The sequence below is a fragment of the Kitasatospora sp. NPDC059146 genome (assembly GCF_042786665.1).
Classification (GTDB): domain Bacteria; phylum Actinomycetota; class Actinomycetes; order Streptomycetales; family Streptomycetaceae; genus Kitasatospora.
Map to the genome: position 1 here is coordinate 37,406 of NZ_JBHZCY010000011.1, position 19,359 is coordinate 56,764.

Annotated in this window: 20 protein-coding genes and 1 pseudogene; 11 read left to right on the forward strand and 10 right to left on the reverse strand. The window is 71.9% G+C overall.

Going from position 1 to position 19,359, the window contains the following annotated elements; all coding sequences use genetic code 11:
* Window positions 1-229 precede the first annotated feature (229 nt).
* Window positions 230-1,465, reverse strand: a complete 1,236-nt coding sequence (locus ACFXPX_RS07135) for a cytochrome P450 (protein WP_380595136.1) — start codon at window positions 1,463-1,465, stop codon at window positions 230-232.
* A 332-nt stretch (window positions 1,466-1,797) separates the two neighbouring features.
* Here ACFXPX_RS07135 and ACFXPX_RS07140 point away from each other — a divergent pair, with 332 nt between their 5' ends.
* A complete protein-coding gene (locus tag ACFXPX_RS07140; RefSeq protein ID WP_375897123.1) occupies window positions 1,798-2,109 on the forward strand; it encodes a hypothetical protein in 312 nt (103 codons plus the stop codon).
* A gap of 2 nt (window positions 2,110-2,111) precedes the next feature.
* A complete protein-coding gene (locus ACFXPX_RS07145; protein ID WP_380640036.1) occupies window positions 2,112-4,325 on the forward strand; it encodes a DUF6571 family protein in 2,214 nt (737 codons plus the stop codon).
* A gap of 163 nt (window positions 4,326-4,488) precedes the next feature.
* Here the strand turns inward: ACFXPX_RS07145 and ACFXPX_RS07150 are convergent, their stop codons facing one another.
* From ACFXPX_RS07150 to ACFXPX_RS07160, 3 genes are all read right to left on the reverse strand, one after another.
* Window positions 4,489-5,592, reverse strand: a complete 1,104-nt coding sequence (locus tag ACFXPX_RS07150) for an NADH:flavin oxidoreductase/NADH oxidase (protein WP_375897118.1) — start codon at window positions 5,590-5,592, stop codon at window positions 4,489-4,491.
* A 55-nt stretch (window positions 5,593-5,647) separates the two neighbouring features.
* The gene (locus ACFXPX_RS07155; RefSeq protein ID WP_380639970.1) at window positions 5,648-5,944 is read right to left on the reverse strand and encodes a hypothetical protein; all 297 of its coding nucleotides are present in this window, start codon (window positions 5,942-5,944) and stop codon (window positions 5,648-5,650) included.
* Between the two features lie 87 nt (window positions 5,945-6,031).
* Window positions 6,032-7,288 (reverse strand): RNA-guided endonuclease InsQ/TnpB family protein, encoded by a 1,257-nt coding sequence (locus ACFXPX_RS07160; protein ID WP_380639972.1) that lies wholly within the window; start codon window positions 7,286-7,288, stop codon window positions 6,032-6,034.
* A 273-nt stretch (window positions 7,289-7,561) separates the two neighbouring features.
* Here ACFXPX_RS07160 and ACFXPX_RS07165 point away from each other — a divergent pair, with 273 nt between their 5' ends.
* On the forward strand, window positions 7,562-8,506 hold the full coding sequence (locus tag ACFXPX_RS07165) for a hypothetical protein (RefSeq protein ID WP_380639974.1): 945 nt from the start codon (window positions 7,562-7,564) through the stop codon (window positions 8,504-8,506).
* 65 nt (window positions 8,507-8,571) lie between these two features.
* Here the strand turns inward: ACFXPX_RS07165 and ACFXPX_RS07170 are convergent, their stop codons facing one another.
* The 4 genes from ACFXPX_RS07170 to ACFXPX_RS07185 all read right to left on the reverse strand — a co-directional run bounded on the left by ACFXPX_RS07170 (window position 8,572) and on the right by ACFXPX_RS07185 (window position 13,722).
* Window positions 8,572-9,960 carry an MFS transporter gene (locus tag ACFXPX_RS07170; protein ID WP_380525291.1) on the reverse strand — a complete coding sequence of 463 codons (1,389 nt, stop codon included), beginning with the start codon at window positions 9,958-9,960 and terminating at the stop codon, window positions 8,572-8,574.
* 338 nt (window positions 9,961-10,298) lie between these two features.
* Window positions 10,299-10,898 carry a TetR/AcrR family transcriptional regulator gene (locus tag ACFXPX_RS07175; RefSeq protein WP_380593591.1) on the reverse strand — a complete coding sequence of 200 codons (600 nt, stop codon included), beginning with the start codon at window positions 10,896-10,898 and terminating at the stop codon, window positions 10,299-10,301.
* Between the two features lie 32 nt (window positions 10,899-10,930).
* Entirely contained in the window at window positions 10,931-11,893 is a 963-nt protein-coding gene (locus ACFXPX_RS07180; RefSeq protein ID WP_380639976.1) for a quinone oxidoreductase family protein, read from the reverse strand.
* A gap of 143 nt (window positions 11,894-12,036) precedes the next feature.
* Window positions 12,037-13,722: an RNA-guided endonuclease InsQ/TnpB family protein gene (locus tag ACFXPX_RS07185; protein WP_380639978.1), complete on the reverse strand. Its 1,686-nt coding sequence runs from the start codon at window positions 13,720-13,722 to the stop codon at window positions 12,037-12,039.
* Window positions 13,723-14,208: 486 nt separating this feature from the next.
* Between ACFXPX_RS07185 and ACFXPX_RS07190 the strand changes: the two genes are divergently transcribed.
* A complete protein-coding gene (locus tag ACFXPX_RS07190; RefSeq protein WP_380525296.1) occupies window positions 14,209-14,376 on the forward strand; it encodes a hypothetical protein in 168 nt (55 codons plus the stop codon).
* A gap of 42 nt (window positions 14,377-14,418) precedes the next feature.
* Here the strand turns inward: ACFXPX_RS07190 and ACFXPX_RS07195 are convergent, their stop codons facing one another.
* Window positions 14,419-14,925, reverse strand: coding sequence for an NUDIX domain-containing protein (locus ACFXPX_RS07195; RefSeq protein WP_380525298.1), 507 nt, complete (start codon window positions 14,923-14,925; stop codon window positions 14,419-14,421).
* 31 nt (window positions 14,926-14,956) lie between these two features.
* Window positions 14,957-15,181 carry a hypothetical protein gene (locus tag ACFXPX_RS07200; protein WP_380593594.1) on the reverse strand — a complete coding sequence of 75 codons (225 nt, stop codon included), beginning with the start codon at window positions 15,179-15,181 and terminating at the stop codon, window positions 14,957-14,959.
* 127 nt (window positions 15,182-15,308) lie between these two features.
* Here ACFXPX_RS07200 and ACFXPX_RS07205 point away from each other — a divergent pair, with 127 nt between their 5' ends.
* The 7 genes and pseudogenes from ACFXPX_RS07205 to ACFXPX_RS07235 all read left to right on the forward strand — a co-directional run bounded on the left by ACFXPX_RS07205 (window position 15,309) and on the right by ACFXPX_RS07235 (window position 19,308).
* Entirely contained in the window at window positions 15,309-16,136 is an 828-nt protein-coding gene (locus ACFXPX_RS07205) for a helix-turn-helix domain-containing protein (RefSeq protein WP_380593595.1), read from the forward strand.
* Window positions 16,133-16,348: a DUF397 domain-containing protein gene (locus tag ACFXPX_RS07210; protein WP_380525302.1), complete on the forward strand. Its 216-nt coding sequence runs from the start codon at window positions 16,133-16,135 to the stop codon at window positions 16,346-16,348. Before ACFXPX_RS07205 ends, ACFXPX_RS07210 begins: the two co-directional genes overlap by 4 nt.
* A gap of 10 nt (window positions 16,349-16,358) precedes the next feature.
* Window positions 16,359-16,571: a DUF397 domain-containing protein gene (locus ACFXPX_RS07215; RefSeq protein WP_380525303.1), complete on the forward strand. Its 213-nt coding sequence runs from the start codon at window positions 16,359-16,361 to the stop codon at window positions 16,569-16,571.
* 72 nt (window positions 16,572-16,643) lie between these two features.
* Window positions 16,644-16,877, forward strand: a pseudogene (locus tag ACFXPX_RS07220) (IS607 family transposase); the annotation flags it as partial.
* 211 nt (window positions 16,878-17,088) lie between these two features.
* Complete coding sequence (locus tag ACFXPX_RS07225; protein ID WP_380639980.1) at window positions 17,089-17,352, forward strand: hypothetical protein; 264 nt, start codon at window positions 17,089-17,091, stop codon at window positions 17,350-17,352.
* A 27-nt stretch (window positions 17,353-17,379) separates the two neighbouring features.
* Complete coding sequence (locus ACFXPX_RS07230; RefSeq protein WP_380640038.1) at window positions 17,380-17,949, forward strand: RNA-guided endonuclease TnpB family protein; 570 nt, start codon at window positions 17,380-17,382, stop codon at window positions 17,947-17,949.
* Window positions 17,950-18,111: 162 nt separating this feature from the next.
* Window positions 18,112-19,308: an MFS transporter gene (locus ACFXPX_RS07235; protein WP_380639982.1), complete on the forward strand. Its 1,197-nt coding sequence runs from the start codon at window positions 18,112-18,114 to the stop codon at window positions 19,306-19,308.
* Window positions 19,309-19,359: the final 51 nt, after the last annotated feature.

Consider the following 19,359-nt stretch of genomic DNA (forward strand, 5'->3'; position numbering starts at 1 on the left):
CGGGGGGTGGGGGGCCCCTAGGGTCCGTCTTCGGGCTCCCGCCTGCGGGGCGCCGCCGGGGCACGCACCTCGCCGCGTTGTCGTCGGTCGCCCGATGGCCCCCAGCCTTCGGCCGGGAGGTGCCCCCACCGCATCGCCTCCCTCCTCCGCCTTGCGATGCACGCACCCCAACGCCGCCCCGCCCGCCCTCCGGGCGAACGACGGGAGTCCGAAGACGGACCCTGGGCCATCACGGCGCGGCGGGCGTCGGGACGATCCAGAGCTCGGCCGGGCCGTTGATGATCGCCGACTCCAGCCGGGCGGGTGCCGGGCGGGAGGGGTCCAGGGCGCTGTCGGGGTGGGCGCCGAACAGGCCGGCCAGGGCGACCTCGGCCTCCAGGCGGGCCAGGGGCGCGCCGAGGCAGAAGTGCGGGCCGTGCCCGAAGGCGAGGTGCTCCTTGTCGGGGCGGGTCGGGTCGAACTCGTCGGGCCGGTCCGGGTGGAGGTCCGGGTCGCGGCCGGCCGCGCCGAAGCCGAGCAGGATCGGTTCGCCGCGGCGGATGACCACGCCCTCGCCGAGGTCGATGTCCTCCAGCGGGTAGCGCAGCGGGACGTGCATGACGGGGCTCTCGTGGCGCAGGGTCTCCTCGATGACGTCCTCCCAGCCGAGGGCGCCGGTGCGGACGGCGGCCAGGTGGCGGGGGTGGGTGAGGAGGGCCTGGACGGTGCTGGTGATGAGGTTGACGGCGGTCTCGTACCCGGCGCCGAGCATCAGGAACAGGGTGTCGCGGGACTCCTCCTCGGTGCGTCCGGTGTCGCCGCCGGTGCTGAGCGCGGCGACGTCGCTGGCGAGGTCGGGGCCGGGTTCGCGCCGTTTGAGCTCCAGCAGGTCGGTCAGCGCCACGTTGATCTCGGCGCGCGAGAGCGTCATCTGCTCGTTGGCCGCCGTGGTGGTCAGCAGGGCGTCCATCGCCCGGCCGATCGGGGGCCGCAGGTCGGCGGGGACGCCGAACAGGTCGCAGATCACCGTCATGGTCAGCGGCAGGGACAGCGCCCGGCGCAGGTCCACGGCCTGGCCGGGGGCGAGTTCGCCCAGCGCGCCGACGAGGGCGGCGGTGGTGGCCTCGATCCGGGGGCGCAGCGCGGACACCCGCCGGGGTGAGAAGGAGGTCGCCATCCGGCGCCGGGCGGAGCGGTGTTCGTCGCCGTAGCGGTTGAAGAAGTTCTGCTGGAAGGCGATCGGGCCCATCGGCCAGCCCTCGGGCACCGCGGCCAGGCCGGGCCAGTGGCGGCGTGCGTCGCGGGAGACGCGGGGGTCGCCGGTGAGCGCGCGGATCACCGGGGCGCGGGTCACCGACCAGGCGATGATGCCGTCGGGGAGTTCGACGCGTACGGCCGGTCCGGCGCAGCGCAGCCGCGCGTTCTGCTGGTGGAGGGTGCGGGCGGTCATGTCGAGCACGGGGCAGCGGGGGGCGTCCGGGGCCATGGGCTTGCTCCTCGGGGAGCTCGGGGCCGGGTCTGAGCCCCGTTGTAGAGGGGGGCCGGTCGGGCGTCAACGGCGTACGGGCGCGGTCGCCGCGCGCCCGCCCGGACGGCCCCGTGCGGTCGCCGGGCCCGGTGGCCGTACGGTCGCCGGGGTGCTGCGCGGGCCCGGCCCGGCGGGTGTGCCGTACCCGAACGGTCCGCCGGGCGCCGGGCGGTGACGAAACGGTGACAAATCTCTGATGCCTCCCTTGCGTCAACCGGTGCTCCGCGGACTTACGATCATCGGCGCCCGGCGACCACACCGCCGGGTCACCACACATGGGGGAACGACGGATGAGCACACCGGCACCGGGCGGGTTCGGGGTCAACCACGCCGCGCTGGACAAGGCGCACGCCACGCTGACCAACCTGGCCCACGACTGTCCGGGCGCGGGCGCGGTCGCCGACGACGCCACCGGGACGGCGGTCACGGGCCTCAAGAACTGGGACAGCGCCGGGGCGTTGAAGGACTCGCTGGACGAGTGGCACCAGCAGGTCAAGGCGCTGACCGGGCGGCTGAACGCCAACGCGGGCGCGATGCAGAGCACCGGCGCCAACTACCGCAGTACCAACCTGTCCATCGCCCAGTCCCTCCAGGTGCAGTGACCATGCTCGGATACGAGGACGTCATCAACGCCAATCCGGACGCGCTGACCGCCGCCGCCACCCAGTGGCGCGCGATGGCGACGCGCTTCCACACCATGCAGACCACCATGGAGCAGGACGTCCTGGGCGGCGCGGGCAACGGCGGCGGCATCGGCGGCAACGGCCTGTTCACCCCGGGCGGCCCCGGCCTGCCGGGCAGCGGCAACGGCCTGACCGGCGGCCCCTGGTGGACGGGCGGCACCGCGAACCTGGCCAACACGGCGCTGCTGGCCACCAAGGGCCAGATCGTCGACGCCCAGACCGAGGCCAACGCGATGGCCTCGCTGCTCGACGAGGCGCACGCCGACTTCGCCGCCGCGCAGAAGCAGACCCGCGACGCGGCCGACGGCGCCGTCAAGGACGGCTTCAAGGTGACCGGCACCGGCACGGCGGTGTTCGACGAGAGCACGCTCGACCCGGCCACCCGCCAGGCCCTGCACCACGACCCGGAGGGCCGGCAGTCCTACCAGGACGCGGCCGACAGGTGGACCAAGGCGATCGCGGCCGGCGTCCAGGCCGCCACCCGCGCCGACCAGCGCATCGCCGCCGCCCTGCGCGGCGCCTCCAAGGCGGGCAACCCGCTGGACACCACCTTCAACGGCCAGGCCGTGGGCGGCGGCGACGCCGGTGACGCCCAGCGCGCCGCCGACCTGGCCACCCACCTGGACGACCTGACCCCGGAGCAACTGGTCCAGCTGCAGGACCTGATGAAGGACAAGGCCGACCACCCCGCCTTCTCCCAGGGCCTGTTGGACCGGCTCGGCCCGGACGGCACGCTCAAGCTCGCCGGGAAGCTCAGCAGCCCCGGCGGCGACAAGAAGGCCGCCTACACCGACCTCCAGGGCGGCCTCACCCACGCGCTGGCCTCCGCCACCCAGGACACCAGTACCGACTTCTACCGGCGCTGGCGCGCGGGCATGGCCAAGGTCGGCTGCGACGCGGACCACAACTACGGCTCCAACACCGAGCCGGTGTACGGGTACCAGGTCCTGACCACGCTGATGGCCAAGGGCGACGCGAAGTACTCGGCCGGGATGCTCGGCGACCTGGCCGACGACATCACCGCGGCGGAGAAGAAGACCCCCGACGCGTGGGCCTACAAGGCCAACCACAACGGCACCGCGCTGGGCGCCGACCCGCTGGACAACGTGCTCGCGGTCATGGGCCGCGAGCCGGACGCCGCCACCGCCTACCTGGACCCGAACTCCGGCGGCGGCAACCAGCACCTGCACTACCTGCTCAAGGACCGCAAGTGGCCCGAGGGCTGGGTCACGTCGATGGCCGGCCCGTTCAAGACGCCCGACCCGCTGGCGCAGAGCGGCCTGGGCGCGGCGCTGGAGGCCGCCACCACCGGCCAGCCGGCCGGCGCCCCGCACACCGGGCACCACACCGAGGCCCAGGCCCGGATCATGCACGACACCGTCACCACCCTGGACGAGGGCCAGGGCGGCACCAAGGTCAACGCCAACCTGCGCCAGCCGCTGGCCAACGCGCTGGCCGACTACACCAACGACAGCCACGAGATCTTCAACGGCCGCAACTCCCAGTACCTGGACCACGGCAGCACGGTGTGGACCGACGCGAACGGCACGGTGCACATGGGCGTCGGCGAGGACAGCCTGGTGCGGGTGATGCGCGGACTGTCCGACAACCCCGACGCGTACGCCACCCTGCACCAGGCCGAGAGCGCCAAGATCGCCCAGGAGCTGTCCTCGATCGGGCCCAACCCCTCGCAGAACGACATCCAGGACGTGATGAACAAGGGCGCCGCGAGCCTGGGCGTCTACGACGCGATCCGCGCCGACGTCGCCATGGGCCAGCGCGACGACGCCAACCTCCAGGCCGACTGGAAGGCCAAGGTGGCCTACCACGTGGTCGGCGCCCCGCTCACCCCCATCCCGTGGGTCGGCGACAGCGCCCAGCGCCTGGTCGACACCTGGGCCTGGGAGTGGGACAACCAGATGAAGGACCACAACAACAGCGTCGCCAACGCCAAGATCTCCGACACCTACCTGGACGCCAACAACGAGATGACCCACCTGGTCAGCGGCTGGGCCAAGGACCGCGGCACGGACCCGGACAGCAGCATGATCCACGTCGTCGAGGACGCCTCCCACGACCGCCGCTCCACCAGCGCCACCACCGCGGGCCACTTCCTGGGCCGCGGCAACTCCTGACGCATCGTCAATTCCTGACGCACCGTCAACTCGACTGCGGCCGCCGCCCGCCGCCCACGCCGGGCCCCGCGCCACCGCCGCCCCCAGCGTCAAGCCCGCCCCCCCGCACACCGCCCGGGCGCCCCCCCCCCCCCCGCGGGGGGGCGGCGGCCGCAGCGCGTTCTCAGGAGCGGTGGTACTGGACGGGGGTGTGCACCTCGCCGCCCAGCTCGCCGGCCGCGCGGCGGGCCCAGGAGGGGTTGCGCAGCAGCTCGCGGCCGAGCAGGACGGCGTCGGCGCGCCCGGCGGCCAGGATCTCCTGGGCCTGGGCCGGCTCGGTGATCAGGCCGACGGTGGCCACCGGCAGGCCGACCTGGTCGCGCACCGCCTCGGCGAAGGGCACCTGGTAGCCGGGGCCGGCCTCGATCGCGGCGTCGGGCACCAGGCCGCCGGTGGAGACGTCCAGCAGGTCCACGCCGTGCGCCTGGAGCTCCTTGGCCAGGCGGACGGTGTCCTGCGAGGTCCAGCCCTCGCGCCCGTCCTGCGGGTTCTCGGTGAGCCAGTCGGTGGCCGAGACGCGGAAGAACAGCGGCAGCTCCTGGGGCCACACCTCGCGCACCGCGTCGACGACCTCCAGCGCGAAGCGGATGCGGCCCTCGAAGGAGCCGCCGTAGGCGTCGGTGCGGCGGTTGGTCTCGGGGGAGAGGAACTGGTGGATCAGGTAGCCGTGGGCGCCGTGGACCTCGACGACCTGGAAGCCCGCCGCCAGGGCGCGCCGCGCGGCGTCGGCGAACTGCCCGACGATCTCGGCGATCTGATCGACCGTCAGCTCCTCGGGGGTGGTGTGCTCGGGCGAGAAGGGCAGCGCGCTGGGGGCGACCGGGGTCCAGCCGTGCTCCTCGTCGGGGCTCAGGGCGCGTCCGCGGTCCACCCAGGTCCGCTCGGTGGAGGCCTTGCGCCCGGCGTGCCCGAGCTGGACGGCCGGGACGGTGCCCTGCGCCTTGAGGAAGTCGGTGATCCGGCGGAACGCCTCGACCTGGGTGTCGTTCCACAGCCCGAGGTCGTACGGGCTGATCCGCCCCTCGGGGCTGACCGCCGTGGCCTCCGTGATGATCAGCCCGGTGCCCCCGGCGGCCCGCGCCGCCTGGTGGGTGTAGTGCCAGTCCGTGGGGGCCCCGGCGGCCTCTCCGGCCGGTGCGGCGCTGTACTGGCACATCGGCGGCATCCAGACCCGGTTGGGAACGGTCAGCTCCCGCAGCGTGTACGGGGTGAAGAGGGTGGTGCTCATGTCGGACTCCCGGTGGGAACGGCAGCGCCAGGACACAGGCGCTTGCTGATGCGCTTTATATGTCCAAACAATAGTTGCACAGGACGATACTTTCAACGGCGGCCGCCTGCCCGGGGGCCTCAGACTCGGCCAGTTCGAGCGCCCGCGCCCGGTCGGCGCCGCGCAGGGTCAGGTCCCAGCAGCGCAGCACGGCCACCGCGTGGGCCAGGCCGTCGTGTTCGAACACGCCGCCGCCCGGGGCCGTCGCGCCCGGTGCCGTCGTGTCCGGCGCCGTCGTGCCCGCGGCCGGCGCGCCCGGGGCCGTCGGGTCCGCGCCGAGGGCGGTGAAGGCCAGGCCGACCGCGCCCAGCATCCGGTGGAAGTCCGCCAGCCGCCGCGAGCGGCCGGGGCCGTCCTCGTCCTCGAACCGGAACGCGGCGAACTTGACATCCTCCCCGCGCTAAAGCGCGGGGATTCCGGCCGCGCCTGCGGCACGGGGCTTGCGCCCGGTGCGGCCGGCGTTCCGGTGGGTTCCTGTTTCAACGGGCCGTGCCTGGCGTGGGATCGCCACGCCGGGTCTCACCGGTCCTCCGCAGGCGTTTAGCCTGTCCGCCTGCCCGGCGGCCAGGATGTTCCGAGCGGCGTTGAGGTCACGGTCATGGAGCATGCCGCATGCGCCACAGGCCCACGCCCGGATGTGCAGGGGTTTGGGTCCGTCGCGGTGTCCGCACGCCGAGCACAGCTGGGACGACGGGAACGTGCGGGGCGCGATGCCGACATGACGTCCGTACCGGGCCGCCTTCTCCTTGAGCAGGCGCCGGAAGGTGGCCCATCCGGCGTCGTGGACGGACATGGCCAGGCGGCCTCGGGCGAGGCCGCGCACGTTCAGGTCCTCCAGGTGCACCGCTTGGTTCTCGCGGATGATCCTGGTGGTCTGCTGGTGCAGCCAGTCCTTGCGGGTGTCGGCGACCTTGGCGTGCGCCCTGGCGACCTTGCGGCGGGCCTTGGCCCGGTTCTTCGACCCCTTGGCCTTGCGGGACAGCTCCCGCTGTGCGGCCTTGAGCTTCTTCTCGGCCTTGCGGAGAAAGCGGGGGTTGTCGATCACGCTGCCGTCGGAGAGGACGGCGTAGGTGGTCAGCCCGAGGTCGATGCCGACCTCGGCATCGACCTCGGGCAGGTACTCGGGTTCCACGTCCACGACGAAACTCGCGTGGTACCTCCCGGCCGCGTCCAGCACGACCGTCACCGACGACGGATCAGCAGGCAGCGGCCGCGACCACTTCACCCGCACGTCACCGATCTTCGCCAGGTTCAGCTTCCCGTTGCCCCGCAACCGGAATCCGTTGCGGGAGAACCGCAGCGACTGCCGGCTGTCCTTGCGCGACTTGAACACCGGCAGCCCCACCGGGCGTCCCTGCCGCTTACCAGACACCGAGTCGAAGAAGTTCCGGTAGGCCGTGTCCAGATCGCGCAGGGACGACTGCAACGCGTCCACCGACACCGACCCCAGCCACGACCGGGCATCCGTCCTCTTCGCCTCCGTGATCACCGCCTTGGCCAGAGCACCGGTCGCAATCCTCGACCTGTCCGCCTTCCATGCGGCCCTCCGCAGGGCGAGCGCATCGTTGTACACCACCCGCGCACACCCGAACGTACGTGCCAGCAGCTGCCGCTGACCCGCCGTCGGATAGATACGAAAGGAGTACCTGAGATGCACGAGAATCAACCTACCGGCAGGCACTGACAGTCAGACGCGGCCGCCAGCTGGGCGGTGCGCCCAGGCGGGCACCGCCTCTGACCTTCCTTCGACCACCGCCGCCCTCGGAGCATCGTTGCGTCGTCGCAGAGGCCGAGGCTACTGCCGGTCGGACGGCTCCGGCGCGAACTTGACAAGCCGTCAGATCCGGGCCCCGGAAATCCGCTGGCGCCGGCCCGCCAGGGCGGAGATACTCGCCCGTCGGCGGGGCGGACGAAGGGGGAACGGGCGGGCGTGGAGGTCTTCGAGTGCAGGGCGTGCGGCACCGCGCTGACCGGGCCGCTGACGCGGGTCCCCTACCCGGTCTACGCCGGGCTGCCCTTCGGCAACGGCGTGGCCATGCCCGTCCTGATGGACCCGGGCACCTACGCCGTCGACGGTGACCCGGCCCGCGGGCCCCGCCCGACCGTCATCGCCCCCGGCGACGCCCACGGCACCGCCCTCGTCCAGCGCCGCGAACTCGGCGCCTGCTGCGGCATCGACGGCCGCTACGGCCCCAACGTCACCTGCGCCGGCTGCGGACGCAAGGTCGCCACCAGGATCGACGACTGCTCGCTGTGGCAGGCCACCTGGCTGGAACCCTCCGCGGTGCGCCCCGTCCCGGCCGGCCCCGACGCCCCGATCGCCGACTGGCACACCGTCACCGACCGGTGGTGCGCCACCGACCCGTCGGACGGCGACGGCAACCGGAGCATCCGCTGGGACGTGGAGGCCGCCGTGACCCTGGCCCACCTGGTCCACGCCGCCGACGGCGCGCCCCTGGACCTCGCCACCGGCCCGCTCGCCCAGGCCTTCCGCCCCCTCCTCGCCCAACTGCCGCCCCCCGCCGCCGGACCGGCCCGCCCCGCCCTGCGGGCCGCCCTGGCCGGACCGGGCCGACCGCTGCCCCACCGCCGCCCCGACCTCGCCGTCGTCCCGCGCCACCCCCGCACCGGCGAGTCCTGGCCCCCACCCCCCGGCGTGGCCGCCGTGCCGCTGGCCGCCGAGTTCTGGGCCGCCCTCGCCTTCCGCGACGAACGCGAACTCGCGCCCGCCACCGGCGGCCTGCCTCCGGGAGTCGAACGCGACGACCCCCTCCCGCCCCACCCCCGCTACCCGGGCTACCTCGACCGGCGGGTCCTGCGGGCCGCGCTCGACCGCCTGAACGGCGTCGCCGACACGGCGGACGAGCCATGGTGAGGAGCGACGGCGGCGCCGCCCGGGAAAGGACCCCGGGCGGCGCCGCCGCCTTCACACGCCGACCGTCAGCGCACCGTCTGCGCCACCCGCTGCGCCGGGACGCCCGGCGTCCGGTCCGTACCCGGCGCGGCCGGGGAGGCGCCCAGCGCGGTGCCGCGGGTCTCCTCCGCCCACAGCACGCACACCAGCAGGCCCAGCGCCGTCACCCCGGCGGCGATCAGCATGGTCGGGCCGGTGCCCAGGCCGGTCAGCGACAGCGGCAGCAGGTAGGTGCCCACCGCGGCGCCGATCCGGCTGACCGAGGTGGCCATGCCCACGGCGGTGGCCCGGACCTCGGTCGGGAACAGCTCGTTGGGGTAGGTCCAGTCCAGCACGTTCGGCCCCCCGCACAGGAAGGCGTACGCGCACAGCGCGGTCAGCGCCACGGCCGCCGGGGCGGTGGGCCACACCCCCAGCAGTGCCAGCGGCACGGTCATCAGCGCGAAGGACCAGACGATGACGGGGCGCCGGCCCTTGGTGTCGATCAGGCGCAGCGCCGGGTAGCAGCCCAGCAGGAAGACCAGGCTGATCAGCCCGGTGCCCAGGGTCTCCGTCACGGTGCCGCCGGGCATGCCGAAGGAGGAGAGGATCTGCGGGCCGAAGGTGAGCATCGCGAACAGCGGGCCGACCTGGCACAGGAAGAACAGGCCGCAGAACAGGGTGCGGCGCCGGTAGGGCGGGGTCATCAGCAGCCGCAGCCCGCCGGCGGCGCGGGCGCGCCCGGCCGGGTCGGGCATCAGCTCGCGGCCGTCGACCCGCACCCCCAGGTGCTTCTCGACCACGCGCACCGCCTCGCCGACCCGCCCGTTGGCGGCCAGCCAGCGCGGCGACTCCGGCGAGCCGCGGCGGATCACCAGGAAGACCACGCACAGCACGGTGGAGCTGGCCAGCATCCACCGCCAGCTGCCCGGCCCGGCCAGCTCCAGGAACAGGTAGCCCACCACGTAGGCGAGCACCGAGCCGGCGTACCAGGCGACGATCTGCTGGCCGAGCAGCCGCCCGCGGTGCTTGGCGGGCAGCCACTCGGCCAGCAGGGAGGTGGCGATCGGGTAGTCGGCGGCCACCGCCATGCCGAGCACGAAGCGCAGCACGGTGATCGCCCACACCGAGTCGACCCAGAACGAGAGCACCGAGCAGGCGACCATCACCAGCAGGTCGGCGGTGTACATCACCTCCCGGCCGATCTTGTCGGTCAGCACGCCGAACACGGCGCCGCCGACGAACATGCCCACCAGGGCGGCGGCGCCGATCAGGCTGACCTCGGCGGTGGACAGTCCCAGCTCGGGGCGCATCCCGATCAGGGCGACACCGACGATGCTCAGGATGTAGCCGTCGAGCAGCGGCCCACCGGAACAGGCCAGGGCCAGCCTGCGGTGGAAGGCGGTGTACGGGGCGTTGTCGATCGTTTGGGACATGGGTCTGCGGGTCCTCCGGGACGTACGGCGGCCACGTGCTCTGCACGCGTCACCGTGCGCCGGGTAGACGGCGGGGAACGACGCCGCCCACCGTGGACGACGCCATCGCCCGATCACACCGGGCGACCGTCCACGGTTGCCCGGGTACGGAGGGTGAACCACCGGGGCGAAGGTCGGCCGGATTCGTGCCCAAGGTCCCGAAGCGGACAGGCCCTTCGCCCGTGCCGGTTTACGCCCCGCCCAGTCCTCACGGGCCCTGCCGCCCTCCGCCCGCCCGGCGGACCGCCACGGGTGACCCTCGTCACTTTCGGCGCCCAACGGTGTGGGACCTGCCACTTTCAGGCCCCCGGACGGGCCCCGCGCAGCCGCTCCAGGCCCACGTCCAGCGCCGCCTCCAGATGGACGACGGACCCCGTGGTCAGCAGGATCAGCACCCCGCCCTGGATCCCGGCCAGCAGCGCCGCCGCCTCCCGGCCGGCGTCCAGCTCCGCCGTGACCGCGCCGCCCTCCTGGAGCCGGCGGATCCCCGCCGCGAGCTGCTCCTGCCACTGCTCCAGCAGCCGGGCCGCCACCGCCCGCGCCGCCTGCGTGGTCGAGCCCAGCTGCGACAGCGCCGTGTGCAGCGGGCAGTTCACCCCCTGGGCGCGGTAGCGGGCCACCACCTTGTCCCGCCAGCGCTGCCACGCCGCCCAGTCGTCCAGCGATCCCAGCTCCGGCTGCTGGTCCTCCAGCACCCGCGCCGCCTCGTGGCGGGCCACGGCCAGCAGCAACCCGTCCTTCCCGTCCGGGAAGTAGTGGAACAACTGGCTCTTGCTCGTCGCCGTGCGGGCCATCACGTCCTCCAGCCGCAGCGCGAACACCCCCTCCTCGCGGATCAGCCCGGCCGCGCCCTCGACGATGCGCGCCCTGGTCGCCACGCCCTTGCGGGTCAGTGCCACCTCGTACCTCCCGGAGTCCACGCCCTTCCCGCTCAGGGCACCAGCACCAGCTTGCCGGTCGTCCGCCGGGACTCCAGGTCCGCGTGCGCCCGGGCCGCCTCGGCCAGCGGGTAGCGGCCGGTGATCCGCTGGGTCAGCCGCCCCGCCCGCACCAGGTCGAACACCTCGGCGCTGCGCCGCACCAGGGCCTCGCGAGTGGGGACGTGGTGGTGCACCACCGGGTAGGTCAGCAGGATGCTGTCGGGCAGGTCGGTGGGCCGCAGGGTGGGCACGCCCATGAAGGGCCCGTAGTAGGCGTGCACGCCGTGCGGGCGCAGGGCCAGCTGGGACGAGGCGAAGGTGTCGGCGCCGCCGCCGTCGTAGACGACGTCGGCCCCGCGGCCGCCGGTCAACTCCCGTACCCGATCCTGGAATCCGGCGCCGGAGTGGACCAGCACGTGGTCGGCGCCGGCCTCCTCGGCCGCGGCGGCCTTCTCCGCGCGGGACACCAGCCCGATCACCCGGCCGCCGCGGGCCTTGACCAGCTGGGTGAGCAGCAGGCCCACCCCGCCGGCCGCGGCGTGCACCACGGCGGTGTCGCCCGGGCCGACCGGGTAGGTCTCGGTGCTCAGGTGGTTGGCGGTCAGGCCCTGCATCAGCAGGCCGGCCGCCGTCGCGTCGTCGACGCCCTCGGGCACCTTCACCAGGGCGGCGGCCGGGATCGCGAGCAACTCGGCGTAGCTGCCCGGGTGGTAGAACCAGGCCACCCGGTCGCCGACCGCCAGGTCCGTCACCCCCGCCCCGAGCGCGCTGACGTACCCCATGCCCTCGGCCCCCAGCACGACGGGGGCCGCCCAGCCCCCGGCGCCCTGCGAACGGGCCCCGACGTCCAGGTAGTTGACCCCGGCCCCGCCCAGGCGCACCAGCGCCTCGCCGGGGCCGGGCACCGGGTCGGGCAGCTCGGTCCAGCGCATGACCTCGGGGCCGCCGTGCTCCTGGATGCGGATCGCGTGCATGGGGTGACACCTTCCTGTGCGGGTTCGTCCCGGGAGGGGACGTCCAGCACGGTAGGCGCCCGAAAATGGACCCACAAGTCCAGAAACTGGGAACTCAGTGGTGCCGCCCGGCCGGTACCACCGGCCGGGCGGGGCAGCGGAGTTCAGGAGGCGGTCGGGCGGTGCGGGCCGGCGGCGCGGTCCTGCTTGCAGGCCTCCTGCTGGAGGAGGACGGCGATCTGGTCGACGTCGTCGTTGACGTCGAAGAAGCCCTGGATGTTCGGGACGGCCGCGCCGTTGACGCCGACGAAGAAGGTGTAGAGGTGGCCGTCGTCCGCCTGGAGGTAGCCCGCGTAGCTCTGGGCGTTGATGGCGAACTGCTGGTTGAGCCAGCCGAAGCCGATGATGGTGCCGGGCTTGGCGAAGACCTTGCCCCTGGCCGGGCAGTTCGTGGTGCAGAAGAGTGTGTCGGTGCCGGGCGGCGGTGCGCCCGAACGCGTCGGGGTCCTGGATCCGGGAGGCGCCAGCTCAACTGGGCGGGCTGCCCCTGGGGGCAGGTCGATGACGTTGTCGTTGTTGACATCCTCCCCGCGCTGAAGCGCGGGGATTCCGGCCGCGCCTGCGGCACGGGACCTGCGCCCCGGTCCGCTGGTGTTCCGGTGGGTTCCTGTTTCAACAGACCGTGCCCGGCGTGGGATCGCCACGCCGGGGCTTACCGGTCCTCCGCAGGCGTTTTGCCTGTCCGCCTGCCCGGCGGCCAGGATGTTGACAGCAGCGTTGAGGTCACGGTCATGCAGCACACCGCACGCACCGCAGACCCACTCGCGCACCGCGAGTGGCTTGGGTCCGTCGCGGTGTCCGCACTCCGAGCAGAGCTGGGAGGACGGGAACGTGCGGGGCACGATCCCGACGTGCCGCCCGTACCGGGCCGCTTTCTCTTCGAGCAGGCGCCGGAAGGCGGCCCATCCGGCGTCGTGGACGGACTTGGCCAGACGGCCCCGGGCGAGGCCGCGCACGTTCAGGTCCTCCAGGTGCACCGCTTGGGTCTCGCGGATGATCCTGGTGGTCTGCTTGTGCAGCCAGTCCATGCGGGTGTCGGTCACCTTGGCATGGGCCCTGGCGACCTTGCGGCGGGCCTTGGCCCGGTTCTTCGACCCCTTCGCCTTGCGGGACAGCGCCCGCTGCGCGGCCTTGAGTTTCCTCTCCGCCTTGCGGAGGAAGCGGGGGTTGTCGATTACGCTGCCGTCGGAGAGGACGGCGTAGGTGGTCAGCCCGAGGTCGATGCCGACCTCGGCATCGACCTCGGGCAGGTGCTCGGGTTCGACGTCCACCACGAAACTGGCGTGGTACCGGCCAGCCGCATCCAGGACGACCGTCACGGACGACGGGTCGGCGGGCAGCGCCCTCGACCACTTCACCCGCACGTCACCGATCTTCGCCAGGTTCAGCTTCCCGTTGCCCCGCAGCCGGAACCCGTTGCGGGAGAACCGCAGCGACTGCCGGGCATCGCGCTTCGACTTGAACACTGGCAGCCCGACCGGGCGACCGGCCCGCCTGCCGGACACCGAGTCGAAGAAGTTGCGGTACGCGGTATCCAGATCGCGCAGGGACGACTGCAACGCGTCCACCGACACCGACCCCAGCCACGACCGGGCATCCGTCCTCTTCGCCTCGGTGATCACCGACTTGGCCAGGGCACCGGTCGGGATCCTCGACCCGTCCGCCTTCCACGCGGCTTTCCGCAGGGCGAGCGCATCGTTGTACACCACCCGCGCACATCCGAACGTCCGGGCCAGCGATTGCCGCTGACCCTTCGTCGGATAGATGCGATAGGAGTACCTGAGATGCACGAAATCAACCTACCGACAGGCACTGACAACCAGATGCGGCCACCCGCACAGCGGTCCGCCCTGACAGCGAAACACCGCCACCTGACCTGCTCCGCAGGCAGTCCGTTTCTCCCCCGTAAGCGGGAGGTACCCCACCCCCGGCCAAAGCCTGGGGTATGCACGGAGGTCCCCGATGAACCGGAACGGCGCCGAACCGGCCTGGATCTACGACTGGTCGGGGTGGGCCTACGACTCGGGGCCCTGCCGCCGCTGGACCTCACCGCCCTGCCCACCCTCATCGTGTCCTGGTCTGGTGCACCGTAGGGGAGGGAAGCGCACGCCGCACGGTGGAGTGAAGCTGAGTACCCGTACTCAGGACCCGCTGCCGGGCCGTGGGGACACTGTTGGCCACGCCTTGTCGGTGGTGGTGGGGGAACGGACGCCAAACCGCGTTACGGCCTCGCGGCGCTGCTGGGGTCCACGCCGTTCGCAATAGTCGGCTTCCTCGTGCTGCTGGTCGACGGGACCGGGTGGTGGGCGCTCCTCGGGATGGTCGGCACCGGTGTGATCGCGGTGGTGGGGATGGCGTGGTGGGTCTCGCTGCTGTGGATCGCCGCGGCGTGGTCCCGTTTCCAGCGGAGCCAGTCCGCGGCGGCACGTCAGAAGTCACCGTGAGCCGCGGGCCCGGACCGCGCGGCGCGGTGCGGCGGGTGCCGATCAGCTCACCGGGACCGGGACGCCCCGGATGAGGAGGGGGAGGCAGGCGCCGTGGTCCCAGGCGTCCCAGGCGTCGTCGACGCGGCGGTACTGGTCGTCGGCCATGACCTCGCGCAGCCTGGACTGCGGGACCCAGTGGAGGCCGCGGATGTCGCCCGGCGGCTCGTGGCGGCGGACGGCCTGGGCCTGCTGGGGCGTGACCGTGCCGCCCGCGTAGACGAAGTCGAGGCCCTCGGGGAACTCGGCGGCGGGCACGTAGTCGATGGTCAGGACGGTGCGCAGGCCCAGGACGAGCCCGGTCTGGGTGTCGAGGTGCCGGCGGGCGGCGAGATGGGGGAGCTCGTCCTGCTCGGCGCTGCCGCCGGGCAGCGTGAAGCCGTCCTGGTGGACGGGATCGGCGAGGAGGACGAGGGGCTCGCCCGACCCGTCGGGGTCCTCGGTGAGGACGAAGACATGGTGGCCCGAACGCCGCGCGGGCGGGCGGTGCTTGAGGAGGATCCTGCTCAATTCTGCTCCAGGTGTGGGGAGTTCGATGGTGTTACAGCGGCCGACGACGCGGCTTTCCGCAGGTCCCCGGCGCGGTCTCCCGGGGGGTGAGGGAGTGGAGGAAGGACGGGTCGACCTTCCACTCCGGCCCGGTCGCCCCGAGGGGACGAAGGACGGCCTTGCCGAACAGCACCTCTACGAAGACCCCCTCGCGGGGATCTGTCGGGTTGCTGAAGTCCTGCACCACTTCGTGGAGTTGGAAGGGGGGAGAAGGCATGGGGGTCTCCGGAGGTTGCACTGCGCATCCGGCGAATCACCGGGTGTAGCCATGATGGCGTTCCGTCCTCTACGATCGCCAGGCTTCAACCTTCACAGTTCTGCCGAGTGACAAGACGAGGAAGATCGTGGGGATCGATGAAGACGATCAGTCGTTGTCTCCTGCCGTGCGCTTCGGGAATGAACTCCGCAGGCAGCGGCGCGCAAGGGGCTGGTCTCAGAGTGCGCTTGGCAGGCGCATGGGCTACAGCCATGGGCTGATCTCGTACATCGAAGGAGCGAAGAAGCCTGTAACACGTAAATTTGCGGTTGCGGCCGACCAGGTGTTCGAGACGGGTGGAGTGTTCGTCGAGCTGTGGCGGCGAATCTCGAACGCCAGCCTGCTGGAAGGATTCGACGAGTACGTCGAGGCCGAAGCGAGGTGCCGAAAGATCCGCACCTTTGAGTTGAACGTCATGCCGGGCCTCTTTCAGACTGAGGCGTACGCGTCGGCCCTGGCTCGTGCGGCCGTCCTTCGTGGCAGCATCACCAAGTCCCAGGCGAAGGAGCGAGTCGACTTCCTGATGGGGCGTCAGCTGGTGCTTCGTCGCGACCCGCCGCCAGTGGTGCATGCCGTCATGGATGAGAGCTGTCTGCTTCGGCCAGTGGGAGGGCGTGATGTCATGCTCCAGCAACTTCTGCACCTTGAGGGTTTGGCCGAGCTTCCGCACATCACGCTGCAGGTGGCCCCTTTCTCCCTCGGGGAGCACGTCCCGTTCACGATGCCGATAGTCCTGTTGACCCTTCGCGACCGCTCGGTCGTCGGCTATGCCGAGTCCCAGGCACGTGGGATCGTGGAGCGGGGGCACAGGGCGGTGGAAGCCTGGGACGGTGACTACGATCAACTCCAGGTGGAGTCATTGCCCAAGATGCCTTCGCTCGATGTGATCCGTGCCGTTCGGAAGGACCTTGAATGACCGGCCCCACTCTCGACCTGACCGACGCCAGATGGCGAAGGTCCGGTTTCAGCAACAACGGGGGCAACTGCGTGGAGGTTGCGCCAGGTTTTCCAGGGGTGATGCCTGTTCGTGACTCCAAGGATCCCAGCGGCCCGGCTCTGGTCTTTCCGGCAGAGGCGTGGAAGTCGTTCGTTACTGCCGTGCGCAGTGGCGAGTTCGGCGAGATCTGAGAGGAATGCCATGTCCGACCGCCTTGATCTGTCCGATGCCCGGTGGTTCAAGTCCTCCTACAGCAACAACGGCGGAACCTGCGTCGAGGTGGCTCCGAACTTCCCCGGGCTGGCTCCCGTCCGCGACTCCAAGGACCCCCAGGGCCCGGCCCTGGTCTTCCCGTCCGAGGCGTGGAAGTCCTTCGTTGCCGCCGTCCGCAGCGGGGAGTTCGGGAGCGTCTGAAACGGTAGGCCCGGACCGCACCCCCTGCGGTCCGGGCCGTCACCAACCGGTGAGGGCGTTCGTCAACCCGTGATCGTGGTGGAGCACCGCTACCGGCCGGCCTGTTTCGGGGTGGGGCACATCGAACCCGCGCTGTCAGCGCAGGGCCATACCGTGCGTGTTGTGGGCGACGATGAGGTGGATGACTATCAGGTGTGGGACATGACGGACGTCCTCACCTCGTTCTGCGCGCGCCTGTACGGTCGCCGCGTCGCCCGCGACCGAGCGGAGAGGGCGTTGACTGCGGCTGCGGAGAGTACCGAGTGACCCACAAGCAGGGAGTCAGGTTCGAGCTCGCGCCCGATTCGGACCAGGCCGTGTCGATGGGGCGGCACTGCGGGCTGTCCCGAGTGGTGGAGAACTCCACGGTAGGCCGCAGGGGCTGTCCTCCCGCATCCCGAAAGAAGCGTGCCGGGTCCGGGCGGCCGGATTCTCCAACTACCTCAAGTCCAAACAAGGCAAGCGCAAGGGCGCGAAGGTGGGCTTCCCGGGCTGGCGCAAGCGCAAGGACGGTTCGCGGTTCCGCTACGACGCCGACCGTGCCAAACCCCTGGACTCGAATACCGTGCGGCTGCCCGCCATCGGGGACGTGACCACCTGTGAGGACATGTCCTGGCTCACCAGCCGAATGGCTACCGGCGAGGCGCGCATAGTCGGCGCGACCGTCCGCGAACAGGCCGGACGGTGGTGGGTCTCCTTTCAGATCGAGGTGGACCGCGATGGCGTCAACAAGCGCCGCTAGGTCAGCCACGACGCTCCCGCGTGTGGCATCGACCTCGGATCGAAGACCTTCGCGGTCATCCGCGACAGCGATGGCACCCGCAGGGAGATCGACGCCCCCAAGCCACTCAAGGCGGCTCTGCGTGCTCTCAGGAAAGCGAACCGGAAGCTGTCCAAGTCCAAGGAGGGATCGAAGAACCGGGGTAAGGCACGCCGACGCGTGAGCCGAATCCACCTGCGGGTCGCCGACCGGCGTAAAGACTTTCTGCACAAGACCACTACCGAGCTGACGAGAACCAAGTCGGCCATCGCCGTGGAGACCCTGCACGTCAAGGGCATGGTCAAGAACCGCAGGCTGTCCCGCGCCATCAGTGACGCCGGGTTCGGGGAGTTCGTCCGGCAGTTGGAGTACAAGGCCGACTGGTACGGCTCCCGCATCTGGACAGCCGACCGCTGGTTCCCCTCCTCCAAGACCTGCGGAGACTGCAAGCGGATCAATCAGGGCCTGGTCCTCTCGGACCGCGTATGGGTCTGTCCCGGGTGTGGTGTCCACCACGACCGGGACGACAACGCGGCAGGCAACCTCCTCGCGGCGATGCTCGCCGACCCGAACTTCTGACTGACTTGAGAACCCTCGCCGGGGAGTTGTCCGGAGAGGAAAAACGCCTCGTGGAGACCACGTAAGACCTTACTCTCCGGAGTTGGCGGAGGTCGGTGAAGCAGGAAGAGACTCAGTGTGAGAATCGCTGAGGATCAATCAACGGGAGTGAAACCTGTGCGCGTGCAGACCGATCAGCTGTCGCAGCAGCCTGCGACCGAGACCACCGACAAGAGATCCGTCCGGCATGCCCTGCTGATCTCGCTGGCCAGCGGCATCGGCTACATGCCGTTCGCCCTGACCATCCCGATCCTGCCCGGCCACGTCACCGGACGACTCCACGGCGGGCCCGCCGAGGTCGGCGCCGTCGTCGGCGGTTACGCGCTGACGGCCCTGCTGGCGCGCCCGGTGTCGGGCGTGCTGATGAACCGCCTCGGTGCCCGGGTCCTGACCGTCGGCGGCGCGATCGTGACCACGCTCGCCACCATCGCCTACCCGCTCGCCGGGTCGATCGCCCAACTCGTGGGCCTGCGCATGCTGGTGGGCATCGGCATGGGCGTGATGCTGGCCGCGACCGGGGTCTGGCCCGTCCAACTCGTCGCCAAGGACCGGCAGAGCTGGGCGCTGGGGCTGGCCGGCACCGTCATCTACGTGGCCATCGGCCTGGGCGCCCCGCTGGGCACGCTGGTGGAGCACCTGGTGGGCACGACGACCACGTTCGTGATCGCCGGGCTGCTGGCCCTGCTCGTCATCCCCATAGCCCTGGCCGTGCCGGAGGTGCGGGTGCCGCCGAAGGCGAAGGAGGGGGCGGGCGGCATCGTGCGGGGCCGGGCGCTGCTGGGTACGGTGCTGTCCAGTGTGGCGCTGGTGTTCACCGCGTTCGGCTTCGCGGCCGTCTCCGGCTTCGCGGTCGCCAAGTTCGACGCCCTCGGGGTCGCCGGGGGAGCGGCCGTGGTCACCGCCTACTCCCTGACCGTGGTGCTGCTGCGGGTGGCGAGCACCTGGATCCGCTGGGAGGCCACGCGACCGGTGGCGCTCGCCGCCCTGTTCCTCGTCGAGGCCCTGGGGGTCGCGCTCATCGGGCTGTCGAACGGCCTCGTCCTGGGCGTGGTCGGCGGGGTGCTCACCGGGATCGGCATGTGGCAGATCTACCCGGTGCTGGGGCTGTTCGTGGTGCGCTCGGTCGACGAACGCGGGCGTGCCACGGCGCTGTCGACCTTCGGGGCCTGCTTCACCGTGGGCCTCGCCGCGGGCAGCGGCTCGCTCGGGCTGGTCGCCGAGGCGACCGGGTACCGGACGATGTTCCTGGTCTGCGCGGCCTGCGTCGGCCTGGGCCTGCTGGTGGCCGTGGCGGCGGCCCGGGTGGCCCGGATCCGCTGACGCCCCCCCGCGGCGGAGCGCCCGCGCTCGGCTCGGCTCCGTCAGGGACCG